The 12619-nt window shown below is 29.4% G+C and carries 14 protein-coding genes; 4 read left to right on the plus strand and 10 right to left on the minus strand.

What is annotated here, in order from left to right:
- Positions 1 to 55: 55 nt before the first annotated feature.
- The 3 genes from EU98_RS06135 to mnmH are packed head-to-tail and all read right to left on the minus strand — an operon-like array spanning position 56 to position 2566.
- Positions 56 to 1099, minus strand: coding sequence for an AI-2E family transporter (locus tag EU98_RS06135; RefSeq protein ID WP_032515426.1), 1044 nt, complete (start codon positions 1097 to 1099; stop codon positions 56 to 58).
- A 13-nt stretch (positions 1100 to 1112) separates the two neighbouring features.
- On the minus strand, positions 1113 to 1466 hold the full coding sequence (gene psb28 / locus EU98_RS06130; protein WP_025914549.1) for a photosystem II reaction center protein Psb28: 354 nt from the start codon (positions 1464 to 1466) through the stop codon (positions 1113 to 1115).
- 59 nt (positions 1467 to 1525) lie between these two features.
- Complete coding sequence (gene mnmH, locus EU98_RS06125; protein WP_032515427.1) at positions 1526 to 2566, minus strand: tRNA 2-selenouridine(34) synthase MnmH; 1041 nt, start codon at positions 2564 to 2566, stop codon at positions 1526 to 1528.
- A gap of 35 nt (positions 2567 to 2601) precedes the next feature.
- Here mnmH and EU98_RS06120 point away from each other — a divergent pair, with 35 nt between their 5' ends.
- Positions 2602 to 3321 (plus strand): GUN4 domain-containing protein, encoded by a 720-nt coding sequence (locus tag EU98_RS06120; RefSeq protein WP_032515428.1) that lies wholly within the window; start codon positions 2602 to 2604, stop codon positions 3319 to 3321.
- Positions 3322 to 3368: 47 nt separating this feature from the next.
- The gene (locus EU98_RS06115) at positions 3369 to 3803 is read left to right on the plus strand and encodes an ATP-binding protein (protein ID WP_032515429.1); all 435 of its coding nucleotides are present in this window, start codon (positions 3369 to 3371) and stop codon (positions 3801 to 3803) included.
- Here EU98_RS06115 and EU98_RS06110 read toward each other — a convergent pair.
- The 3 genes from EU98_RS06110 to glnA all read right to left on the minus strand — a co-directional run bounded on the left by EU98_RS06110 (position 3782) and on the right by glnA (position 6637).
- Positions 3782 to 4045, minus strand: coding sequence for a DUF6439 family protein (locus tag EU98_RS06110; RefSeq protein ID WP_032515430.1), 264 nt, complete (start codon positions 4043 to 4045; stop codon positions 3782 to 3784). The genes EU98_RS06115 and EU98_RS06110 overlap by 22 nt on opposite strands.
- 12 nt (positions 4046 to 4057) lie before the next feature.
- Positions 4058 to 5113: a class I SAM-dependent methyltransferase gene (locus tag EU98_RS06105; protein WP_032515431.1), complete on the minus strand. Its 1056-nt coding sequence runs from the start codon at positions 5111 to 5113 to the stop codon at positions 4058 to 4060.
- Between the two features lie 102 nt (positions 5114 to 5215).
- Positions 5216 to 6637 carry a type I glutamate--ammonia ligase gene (glnA, locus tag EU98_RS06100; RefSeq protein WP_032515432.1) on the minus strand — a complete coding sequence of 474 codons (1422 nt, stop codon included), beginning with the start codon at positions 6635 to 6637 and terminating at the stop codon, positions 5216 to 5218.
- A gap of 213 nt (positions 6638 to 6850) precedes the next feature.
- Between glnA and EU98_RS06095 the strand changes: the two genes are divergently transcribed.
- The gene (locus EU98_RS06095) at positions 6851 to 8035 is read left to right on the plus strand and encodes a pyridoxal-phosphate-dependent aminotransferase family protein (RefSeq protein ID WP_032515433.1); all 1185 of its coding nucleotides are present in this window, start codon (positions 6851 to 6853) and stop codon (positions 8033 to 8035) included.
- On the opposite strand, the gene EU98_RS06090 is transcribed toward EU98_RS06095, so the two are convergent.
- A complete protein-coding gene (locus EU98_RS06090; RefSeq protein ID WP_032515434.1) occupies positions 8010 to 8525 on the minus strand; it encodes a nucleoside deaminase in 516 nt (171 codons plus the stop codon). The two genes, EU98_RS06095 and EU98_RS06090, sit on opposite strands and share 26 nt — an antisense overlap.
- Before the next feature lie 43 nt (positions 8526 to 8568).
- On the opposite strand from EU98_RS06090, the gene EU98_RS06085 reads away from it, so the two are divergent.
- Positions 8569 to 9954 carry a pyridoxal phosphate-dependent decarboxylase family protein gene (locus EU98_RS06085; protein WP_032515435.1) on the plus strand — a complete coding sequence of 462 codons (1386 nt, stop codon included), beginning with the start codon at positions 8569 to 8571 and terminating at the stop codon, positions 9952 to 9954.
- A 133-nt stretch (positions 9955 to 10087) separates the two neighbouring features.
- On the opposite strand, the gene EU98_RS06080 is transcribed toward EU98_RS06085, so the two are convergent.
- Genes EU98_RS06080 through EU98_RS06075 form a run of 3 tightly spaced genes read right to left on the minus strand, consistent with a single transcriptional unit; the run spans position 10088 to position 12583 of the window.
- The gene (locus tag EU98_RS06080; RefSeq protein ID WP_032515456.1) at positions 10088 to 11587 is read right to left on the minus strand and encodes a GTP-binding protein; all 1500 of its coding nucleotides are present in this window, start codon (positions 11585 to 11587) and stop codon (positions 10088 to 10090) included.
- Between the two features lies 1 nt (position 11588).
- Positions 11589 to 12047: a signal peptidase II gene (lspA, locus tag EU98_RS0108850; protein WP_032515436.1), complete on the minus strand. Its 459-nt coding sequence runs from the start codon at positions 12045 to 12047 to the stop codon at positions 11589 to 11591.
- Entirely contained in the window at positions 12047 to 12583 is a 537-nt protein-coding gene (locus tag EU98_RS06075; protein ID WP_241466382.1) for a biotin transporter BioY, read from the minus strand. Before EU98_RS06075 ends, lspA begins: the two co-directional genes overlap by 1 nt.
- Between the last annotated feature and the right edge of the window lie 36 nt (positions 12584 to 12619).

Raw genomic sequence — 12619 nt, forward strand, 5'->3', positions numbered from 1 at the left:
AGCTTTCTTTATACTTTTTTCTTACCCATATTTATATAAAAAAATAAAGTAGTTTTTAAATATCTTTAAATGTTTCTTTGATTAAAACCTGAATTACTACAGCTAATGGAAGAGAAAGTATTAAGCCTAATGGCCCAAAAATGAAGGTAAATCCAAATTGTGATATTAATGTTAACCCAGGAAGTAAGTTTGCTTTTTTCTTCATAATAGATGGCATTATTATATAACTTTCAATATTTTGAATGATTACATATGCTCCTAAAACGGCTAGTGGTTTCCAAAAATTATCTAGTAGTGCAATTGAGATTGGAAATATCCCACTAATAACTGGACCTATATTTGGAATAATATTAAGAACCATAGCTATTAAAGCATTTGAGACAACATATTTAACGTCTAATATAGAAAGAACTATTAATGATAATAGACCTACTGATAATGAGCTTATGACCATAGAAAAGGTCCAATTTGCTAATGCGGTATTGCATTTTCCCAGAATATTTCTAAATTTGTTACGATTGCTTTTTGGAATTAATAAAAGTATATTTTCTTTATATTGTTTTGGTTCAATAGAAATCATTAAACTCACTGCTAGTACGAATATTAATTTCAAAAGACCTGAACCAAGATTGCCCGCTATATTTATTAAATTTTTAAAACTTTCTTGAATAGCTTTTGCAATAGTTGAGGCATCTGGAATAGTTACTACATTATTTATAAGACTGAAAATGTCTATAACATTTTCTGATTGTTCACCATACAATAAAACATTAAATTTATTCAGATTCGTATTAATCAAAATATTTATTTTTGACAAACCATTTGGAATATCAACTAGTATTTCATTGAATTCTTTTATAAACGGAGGCAATACAAGAATAAAAATAGTAGATACTATTACTGATATAACAGTTAAGACAAGAAACAATGACAGGGGTCTGGGAATTTTCAAACCCTTTTGTATTTGATTACATAAATTACATACAATATTTGAAATTACTAAGGAACAAATTATTAATAGGAGAAAATCTCTTAGAGTCCAAACTATTAACGAAGTTATTAAAATAACTACTAACTTGAAATATGATGAACTACTCAATTTTCAAAATATCCTACTTCTTTTCAGAATATCCTAACCCATTTGATTTGGCATAACTATTTGCAAACCTCATAAATCTATCAAAGTCAGATGTGTTCTTCCAAATATATACTGCCTCTAAAAATATTGGTTCTCCATCAACAAACTTTACTTTAACTTCCCTAGTTAATATTTCACCTTCTGAGTCAATCATACGCATACCTGTAATTTCACCGTCTGTAATTGAAGATAACGCCTGAGGTTTTTCGAACAAAAATAAAGCTTGGCCGGTGGTACCATCCTTACTCCTAGTGAGTCTTATTTCAGGAACTACAGGTTCATCGGTTCCTTCATAAAATTGTATTTTTGCAGTTTTATTTGCTGTCATAATGTTAGTTTAATAATTTATTATTTTAGGAAATATTTTTCAAATTCGTTTGTAGTTATTTATAAAACATTATTTACTAACTCTAGAATACTGTCATCATATTTTTTGTCGGTTAAATCTAATATCTTTATATTTGTTTTACCAATCTTCTCATATTCATAACATTTATCGTAATAATCTAGAACTGATTTGCAAACTAAGTCCCATCTCTCATTATTAATTGATTCGAGAGCTATTTTTGTTCTTTGTGGTCCTAATCTTTTTTTAATCCTTAATACAGATTCTTGGAGTTCTTCTTTCTTAAAAACACTATATGTATCTATCAACTGATCTAACCTATTAGATTCGCTCCTTATAATTTCTATTCTCCTTGAATTTTTCATCTGATTGAAGAATTCATGAGGTATTTTGCATTTGCCTATATTTGCACTTTCAGCTTCTACAAAAATATTATTAGAGATTTTAAAGGAATTTAATTTTTCTGCAATTTTATTTTCAAATTGTTCATTTGATGGTTGTTCTTTCATTCCTAAACCTCCAAATGTACTTCCTCTATGACAAGCAAATCCTTCAAGGTCAATAGTTTGATATTTATATTTCTCTAGTAACGATAATAATCTTGTCTTTCCTGTTCCTGTTTTTCCTCCAATAACTACTAAGTTCAACTTTTTTGAGAAAATATCTAATACCCATTTTCTATATATTTTGTATCCTCCCTTAAGTGTTATTGGTTTTAACTTATATTTTTCTAATAGCCAAGCAATGCTTTGTGAACGCATTCCTCCTCTAGAGCAATATATTCTGATAAAAAATTCATTATTTTTTTTAGCAATAGTTTTATCAGACTCAATACTCATGAATATATTATCAAGAAGTAATTCCATTTTTTTTTCAAAAAAATTTAATCCCTCTATGACTGCTTTTTTTCTTCCTTCTTTTTTATAAATCGTTCCAATTATGGATCTCTCCTCATTATCAAATAGTGGAATGTTAATAGAATTAGGCAGGTGTCCTTTATAATATTCACTCGGGCTTCTAACATCTATAAGTGGTCCTTTAAAACTTCTAAATTTCTCTAGTTCTTTTCTTTTGAAATACATGGATAGTTTTTATTTTTTTAGATTGATTTTTTAAAATGAATAACAAAGAACAAGATAACTATAATAATGCTACATTAGATTTGATAAAAAAATTTGTAGATTCCAATCAAAGGAAAAGAATAAATTCATTAACTCAAATAGAATCTGAAGTCGAAAATATTTTTAATCTTGGCCCTTTATTGTTTGATATATTTGATAGTGATGGAGATGACTGGGCTGCTGGTTGGATATTGCAAGTTTTAAAAAAATTTAAGCCTGAATTCTTTGAAAACTCAAAATTCAATAATTGGTTTAATACATATTCAGATATTGATATTAATTATGAAGAGTTGCAATTGATGTTGGTTGAGCAAAAATTTGAAGAGGCAGATAGATTAACAAGTTCCTATTTACGAAAATTAGCTGGAAAATTAGCTGAAAAACGTGGATATGTTTTCTATAGTGAAGTTAGGAATATGTCAGGTAAAGATCTAGCAACAATTGATCGATTATGGAATATTTATTCTACTGGTAGATTTGGATTCTCAATTCAGGCAAAGATATTAAAATCAGTAGGGAAAAAATATGAATTAATGTGGCCCAAAATAGGTTGGAAAAAAGAGGGCTTATGGACTAGATATCCTGGATCTTTTTGCTGGTCATTGGATGCTCCTGATGGACATATGCCATTAATAAATCAACTAAGAGGAGTAAGACTTATGGACTCTATCTTACGACATCCTGCTATAGCAGAGAGACATAATAATATTCTTTAAATGAGGTATTTAATAAGTTAGAATTAAAATAGTGTAAAAATATTATTATGTCCTTATTTCGGGGCAAAAATATTTTAAAAAAATTTTTTAAAAGACCAAAGATTAACTGGTCAAACTACGAATTCGAATCATCATTACAGTTAAATGAATTTGTCGATCAATTATTAGAACCTATTAAAAATTCTCAATCAAGCTATCTAATAAAACTTGGTTTACATGAAGCTCTAGTTAACGCAGTAAAACATGGAAATAAATTAGATCCTAAAAAAAATATTAGAGTGAGAAGAATAATTACTCCTAATTGGTGTGTTTGGCAAATTCAAGATCAAGGTAATGGTTTAGAAATAAAAAAAAGAGACTACAAATTACCAAAAAAAATAAGTAGTGTAAATGGCCGTGGACTTTATATTATTAATGAATGTTTTGATGATATTAGATGGAGTAGTAAAGGCAATAGGCTTCAGTTGGCTTTAAAAAGGTGATTTTTACTAGGGCAAGGTTGATCTACATTAATTTCTTTTAACCATTTAATACTTTCTTCTATATACTGAATAGTCTCCTTCTCATTACAAGAAATAATTAAATGGCATAATCCAGCCGAAATTAGTTCTGCAGATCGTTTATATTTATTTCCTTTATCTTTATGCCATTTAGAATGATCAATCTTTAATTTGTCATTAAGACTTTGAACAAGCTGAATAGTATCTTTATCCCAATAAGTCATAGAAGTTTTTATTTACTTTACAGCAGACCATACTTTAGTCATAAAAAAGGAATTAGATTTTACATCTTTAAACCCTACTTCCTCTATTTTAGAATCAATGTTCTCTTTTATGTAATCACAATAAAAAGGCTCATGGAAAGATTTATAGAAGTTTTCCATTACTGATGTAAAATCAGGCGAATCACTTATTTGAATTGAATCAGCTAATACTAATATCCCACCAGGTTCAAGAACTCTAAAAAATTCATTTAATACTTTCGCTCTAATTGTTCTAGGTAATTCATGAAATAAGTAAACACAAGAAATGCATTGAAAACTATCATTTTCAAAAGGTAATTCTTCGGCATTACCTTTTATTAACTGAATTAAATCTCCATCTAAATCGGAAATATATCTACTTGCCTCTTTTAAATATGAATCAGATAAATCAATCCCTGTAATTTTCTGTTTAGGAAATGCGGATCTTAACTGTTTTAATGTTCTTCCAGATCCGGTCGCCACATCAAGTATTTTTATAGAACTTTTTTTTCTATCGCTAAAAGTTTCAAGTCCTTCTTTTATTGGCTTAATTATTCTTCTCCTCATTGAATCAGCACTTCCATTGAAAAGTATTTCTACTTGTAGGTCATAAATACTGGCAGAAAAATCTGATAAATAACCATCTGTTTGATGATGAAAATTTCTCAAATAATATTGAGGATAATTATCTTTATCAATTGATTTTGGTAGATCATCAAAGTTTTGTTTTCTGCGTCTATCCCACGTATTAGGCATATCAAGCCAAATTTTAGGATATTGAGTTAGATATCTAAGCCAAGGCTCGTCAAACAATAATTTTTTTGGATATATATTTTTTTCTGCATCATTCCAATCTTCTTCTCTTAAAATATCCATTGAATTTTGGATTTGCATTAGAAGATCCTTATCTATATCAAAATTTTCAAGCTTCGAATCTGGAAGAATAAAATTCATCAATCTTGAACTGATCTGCTTGTGAGCAAAACCTGCAATGCTTTTACTTTGTTGTAGCGTTTTATATGCAATTTTTGAAATAGATTCCTTAGCCATTTTTCAATTTATATATCTATATTCCAACAAAAAAAAAATCAATTTGAGAATATTTTGTGATAATTCTCAAATTGATTAATTTAAACGAATGTGTTCCTTTAATTATGCATCGTAATACATGAAGAATTCATGTGGATGAGGCCTTTGTCTTAGTTGTTGTACCTCTTCGTATTTTATATCGATAAAGTTATCAATAAAATCTTCAGTAAATACACCACCAGCTAATAGATAATCTTTATCTGCTTTAAGCGCATTAAGTGAGTCATTTAGAGATGAAGGCACAGTATCAATTTTTGCAAGTTCATCAGCTGGAAGTTCAAATAAATCTACATCTACTCCATCACCAGGATCTATTTGATTTTTAATTCCATCAATACCAGCAAGCATCATTACAGAAAATGCTAAGTAAGGATTTGCAAGCGCGTCACCTGATCTGAATTCTAATCTTTTAGCTTTAGGGCTTGGACCTGTTAAAGGTATTCTTACTGCAGCTGATCTATTACCCTCAGAATAAACTAGATTCACAGGTGCTTCGAATCCTGGAACCAATCGTTTATAACTATTTGTAGTTGGGTTAGTAAATGCTAGGAATGAAGGTGCGTGTTTAAGTATGCCTCCTATGTACCATCTTGCTGTTTGAGATAAATTTGCATATGATCCTTCACCAAAGAATAGTGGCTGTCCACTCTTCCATAAACTTTGGTGAACATGCATTCCTGTTCCGTTGTCGTTAAAAACAGGTTTGGGCATAAATGTTGCTGTTTTTCCATATTTTTTCGCAACATTTCTTACAACGTATTTATAAGTCATAACGTTATCAGCAGCATTTATTAACGAATCGAATTTCATTCCAAGCTCGTGTTGGCCGGCACCAGCAACTTCATGGTGATGTTTTTCTGTAGGGATACCTAATTCACCCATAAGAAGAAGCATCTCAGATCTGATATCTTGCGCAGTATCATTTGGAGCTACTGGAAAATATCCTTCTTTATATTGTATTTTGTATCCTAAGTTTCCCCCTTCTTCAATTCTCCCTGTATTCCATGGGGCTTCAATAGTGTCTACACTATAAAAACAACCTCCTTCTTTAGAGTCATATCTAACATCGTCAAATAAAAAGAATTCTGCTTCTGGTCCAAAAAATGCAGTATCTGCTATACCAGTCGAGTCTAAATATTTTAATGCCTTTTGAGCTAAAGCTCTTGGACATCTATCATAAGGTTCCCCGCTTCTTGGCTCTTGAATAGAGCAAATCATACTTAGAGTTTTATGTTTATAAAAGGGATCTATCCAAGCTGTACTTGCATCAGGCACCATTGACATATCCGAGGCATTAATTGCTTTCCAACCTCTTATTGATGAGCCATCAAATGCTAAACCTTCTGTAAAAGATTCCTCCTCTATCATGTCTGATGTAAGAGTTAAATGTTGCCATTTTCCATGAATATCAGTGAATTTTAAATCGATGAGTTCAATTCCTTCGTCTTTAATTTGACTTAAAACATCTTGAGGAGATTTAGACATAATTTTGTAATACCTTATATGAAATTAATAACTTGATGATTCTTGTTATGTATCAATGGTAACTTTTTTTAAGACTTGATGTCTTCTTTTAGTGTTTCAAGTCATAAGTTTAATAATTGTTAACCAAAATATTTAAATTGAATGAATTTCTTTAAATAAATATCGCTTATGTGGCGATATTAGTTTAATTTAAAAGTAATTGAATGTAATGCTTTGACAGAAGCAAAACTTATTTCGGCTTTAAATGAAGAGAATTTATCTCATTTCCCAAAGACTTATGTTCCCTCTAGACTTTTATTAGGTCCTGGTCCTTCAAACGCACATCCAGAAGTCTTAGGCGCTCTTTCTTTGAATCCTATTGGACACTTAGATGAAGCATATATTTCATTGATGTCCGATGTTCAACAACTTCTAAGATATACCTGGCAATGCAATAATCGTCTGACTCTTCCAATGAGTGGTACTGGAAGTGCAGCTATGGAAGCATCAATAGCTAATTTTATAGAGGAAGGAGAAAAAATTCTCATAGCTAAAAAAGGATATTTTGGAGACAGACTTGTTGATATGGCAACAAGATATAAAGCAGATGTATCTGTTATTGAAAAACCTTGGGGTGAATCCTTTTCTTATGAAGAAATCAAGTATGAAATAGAAACTAAAAAACCAGCAATTTTTGCTATTGTCCATGCTGAAACATCAAGTGGTGTTTTACAACCTCTTGATGGTATTGGGGATGTATGTAGAAAAAATAACTGCTTATTTTTAGTTGATGCAGTTACTTCTCTTGGAGCTCTAGAATTATTGATTGACGAATGGAATATTGATTTAGCATACAGTTGTAGTCAAAAGGGATTAAGTTGCCCCCCCGGATTAAGCCCTTTTACGATGAATAAAAGAGCTGAAGAAAAACTAAGTTCAAGAAAAACAAAGGTACCTAACTGGTATTTAGATTTATCTCTATTAAATAAATATTGGGGTTCTGATCGTGTTTACCATCATACTGCCCCTGTAAACATGAATTTTGCTATTCGTGAAGGTTTACGATTAATTGCGAATGAAGGTTTAGAAAATGTTTGGAATAGGCACAATACTAATGCAAAGAAATTGTGGAATGGGTTAGAAAGGCTTGGAATGGAATTACATGTATCAGAGGATTATAGATTGCCAACTTTAACCACAGTTAAAATACCTCCAGCAGTTGATGGTGATGGTTTTAGAAATCATCTTTTAAGAAACTTTGGAATAGAAATAGGAAATGGACTTGGAGAATTGTCTGGTAAGGTATGGCGCATAGGATTAATGGGCTTTAACTCAAGCGAGGAGAATGTTGATAGATTATTAAATCTATTTGATACTGAGTTAAAAAAATATTCTATTTTTGAGTCCTCAACTTTTTAAACCATAGCTGTAAAATTTGACTGCATTCATCTTCTAAAATACCCCCTATAATTTCCATTTTGTGATGAGCACTTTCATGTTTTGATAGGTCAATTGAGCCCCCCAATCCACCTCTTTTCTTATCGTAAGCCCCGAAGATAACTTTACCCATCCGTGCTTGAATAAGAGCAGAGGAGCACATAGTACAAGGTTCTAGATTTGTGATAATAGTACATTCGTTAAATCTCCAATCATTTTTTATTAAAGATGCCTGCCTAAGTGCCATTATCTCAGCATGACCTAATGGGTCTTTATTTATGTTCCTCCTGTTAACCCCTCTCCCGATACATCTTCCTCTCTCATCTAAAATTATTGAACAGATTGGTAACTCAACTTTTCCAATTTCTTTTGATCTTCTTAATATCGAATTCATCCACGAAGTGTAATTTGAATTATTTGTTTTTTTTGGTTGATCTTTATTTCTATTTCTATTTTCAAAAATATATCTCATTTACCAATATTGAGAATAGAATTACTAATAGATATCTTATCTGATGGCTGAAGATTTAATTAATAATAAAGATATATATTTCCCCTCAAATTTAGGGACAAATGACAAATTGATTACTCTTCTGAATAGAGCAAGTCAAATTCTTTGTGACTGGTTCTCTAAAGCTGATAAAAATGGTCCTTTACCTTTTGACGAGAATTTCAAGTGCATTATGCCTGCAAAAGATGGTAACTCTGAAGAAGATTTGTTTTCTGAGATTGAATCTCTTTTGAATAATTCATTTAATCCCGTTCACCCTGGATCACTAGCTCACCTTGATCCCCCACCTTTAATTTTCTCTATTTTGGGAGATTTAATTGCTGCTGGTTTAAATAATAATCTCCTCGCTTACGAGTTATCACCAAGTGTAACTTTGCTTGAGGAATCATTATGCAAATGGTTTGCCAAAAAAATAGGATTTAATGATCTCTCAGGTGGTATAGCTGCTAGCGGAGGTACATTAAGTAATCTTAATGCTCTTATAGCAGCTAGAAAAAATGCTGGATTAGCTACAAATCCTAATTCTGTATTACTTGTAAGTGAAGATGCTCATTCTTCCTTCGTTAAATGTATAAGAGTAATGGGTCTTGATACTACCAATCTAGTCAGGATTAAATCTGATAATCAAGGTAGTATGGACATAAACGATCTCAGAAAGTCTTTAGATAAATGTAAAACAGAAAATAAAAAAATTTTTGCTATTGTTGCCACTCTTGGGACAACTGTAAGAGGAGCCATTGATCCTATTAAAGAAATAAGTGAAATATGCAAAGAAAGAAATATATGGCTACATATCGATGGCTCTATTGGAGGGATTTTTGCTATAACCTCTATTCCAATAGAAGGTCTAAATAATATTAGTCAGGCTAATTCGATAACGATAAATCCGCAAAAAATCATTGGCATTACAAAGACTTCATCTTTGTTATTGGTTTCAAATATGAGCACTTTAGAAAAAACTTTTAATACAGGACTACCATATATATCATCTAAAGAAAATATTATAAATAGAGGAGAAATTGGTATACAAGGTTCAAGGCCTGCAGAGGTTATCAAACTATGGCTTGGGTTACGTTTTTTAGGTCTGAACGGAATAGAAAATATATTAAAATCTTCAATTAAAAGAAAAGATTTTTTTATAAAAAATATTTGTAAGAATAAATTTGATATATATTCAGGTCCTCTTCATATTGTTTCATTTATACCAAAGAAACTTGAGCCAGAAGACTCTGATAAATGGACTCAAACTAAAGTTAATGAACTTATTAATAATAATTTTATGCTTTCTAGACCAAAATTTAAAGGTAGATATTTTTTAAGGGTTGTCATGGGAAATTACAATACAAAGGAATCTCACATTGAAGAACTTTTGAGACTTTTAGATACCTAACTTATGAATATGGGCAGACCAAAAATTATTGCAATAGTAACAGGTTTTATATCTATAGCTATTTGTATTGCTTATTTACTCTTAATAACCATCTTTGATTTCAGAACTTATCTAAATGATCAATTATCCAATTTTACATAGTAAATGGAGGCAAACTTTTATTTGATTTAAAATATTTTTTCATTTCAATTTTTGAAATAGCTTCACTTACGAAGTTGTTTAAAATGTCCTCTCTCTTACTTATTCTATAGATCTTATCTACTACTACTTGGATTCCTCCATCTCCCCAATCTTGCCCATTTTTAAAATATTCAATCAAACTTAGTCCTACTATTCTTATTAACCAACCTGCTGTAACTGATTGTATAGATTTAGATAATATAATTTTAGTCAAGCTTGTAGCTAAAGCAGTGGAAAGAATGGCGAGCCCCCCTTTTAGTATTCCTTGTTTAGCCAATGCGCTTAGCAATGAAGTCGCTAAATCTTTTGCATCTTTTTTTGTAAGCTTTATTTCGTATATTTTTGACAATTCCATTATCATTTGAAGGTTTACTGAGGTAGTAGTAAGGAAATCAACAGCTGGTAATGGATTAACTAGTATTACCCCGCCAGTTATCCACATATATTTATTAATAACTTTATTTGACATTAAATATCTTTGTTCTTGCACGAAATTTTTACTTTTCATACCTAACTTATTTGAGCGAAAAAGAATATTATCCGCCAATAACTCTTCACCATTATTATCGAGAGTTTCAATTATTTCTCTAAATAAACTTCCTACCTCTGGAACTAAATTTAAAGCATCGGATTTTATATAGGGAGATTTTTGAGGTACAGCAATTGTTTGAACAACAGAAATTTTATTTTTTCTAGCGGAAGTTATAGAAATTATATTTTCTTTGATGAGGTTATTTTCATCTTTAGACCTTAAATCACATTTATTTAGAACTATTATTATTTTTTTTCTTAATTTTAATAATTCTTTAATTAAATAATTCTCGTATTTATTTATGTCCTGATCTAACACAAAGAGAACTAAGTCGGAATTTGATGCTTGTATAATTGTTGCTTTTTCTCTTTCTTCTCCTAATTTAGATGGTTCGAATAAACCCGGAGTATCAACTATATTAATGTTTCTTTTTAAAATTGGGATGCGAATTTTATAGCTATTAATTTGCTTTGTTGTACCAATTTTTGCTGAAGTTTGTCCGACAATATTTTTTAATAAAGATCTTGCTATAGATGTTTTTCCTGAGGAACCTGCTCCAAAAAGAGTTACTTTATAATCTCCTGTTTTTAATTGGGACTCTAGTTTGTTTTTTTGGTAATTTAAAATTTCAACTTTTACTTTATCGTTAATTTTTTTATTAATTTTCTCGACCCCTTCCAAACTTATCTTGGCAGCACCATATGTATTTTTGAATGAAAGTTTATTTTTTTTATTTTTATATATAACTTTATAAACTATTTTTTTAAATAATTTTTTATCAATATTATAAAAGATATAAATAAATACTATTAAAAATATAAGGGTATAAATATTTACTAACCTTATAAATATCGAAAATAAAATATATATAAATAATATTGATAATATATATTTTATATACTTTAATTTCAAGAAATTCATTTTATCGATTATTTTTAAAAATGTTATACAGTAAAAAAATGAACCCAATATTAATAGATATATCAGCAATATTAAATACTGGAAAATTTATAATATTTAAGTTTATAAAATCAACCACAAAACCCTTATATATCCTATCTATTCCATTACCAATAGTTCCACCAAGTATAAAACTGTAAGAATATAGATCGAATTGGTTTAAAGTATTTTTCCTAAATATTAAATGAATAAGTAATATTGAAAACAAAATACTTATTAAAGATAAAAATATTCTACTACCACTAAATATGTTAAATGCTGCCCCGTAATTTTTTACAAAGTCTAATTTGAATAAAAGAAAATCTTTATTAATAAATAATTTTTTATTATAAAACATTAAATATTTCGTAAATTGATCTATTAGAACAATAAAAATACTGATAGATAAAAAATATATTTTTGTTTGTATTTTATTAATCATTATTTACTACGTTTTAAACGTTCTATTGGTTTAATAAGTAATAAAAGTGGGAAAAGCATTAAAAAATGATATCCAATCTTACCTAATGAGTACCTCCCTAAATTATATAAAAATAAATTAAATTGACTGTAGAGTATAACTTGAATGAAGTTGTAAAATATTCCAGTTAAATGCATAGCGGCTATTGCTAAAAATCCATTTTTTAAAAAGTTTCCAATGCTTATTTTATTTCTATTATTTAAATTATCAATTATTTTTATTAATGGATATAAACCTAATAAATAACCAAAATTTGGAGTGAGCAAATAACCTATTGAACCTCCTTGATGAAAGGCAGGAAATATAAATACCCCCAAAATTATATACATGGAAAATGCTCTGAAAACAACTTTTTTATGAAATATAAGTGTTAATAAAATTATGGTCGGAATTTGCCATGTGATAGGCAAATCAAAGTTATTACTAGATTTATATATAAAAGGTAGTGGTATATAAACAGGTAACATTGAAGTTATTACTAGTGATTGAAGACTCACCAGTATCTCAATTAATTTATAAAAATTGAGCATTAT

The organism is Prochlorococcus marinus str. MIT 9314 (genome assembly GCF_000760035.1).
Lineage (GTDB): Bacteria > Cyanobacteriota > Cyanobacteriia > PCC-6307 > Cyanobiaceae > Prochlorococcus_A > Prochlorococcus_A marinus_B.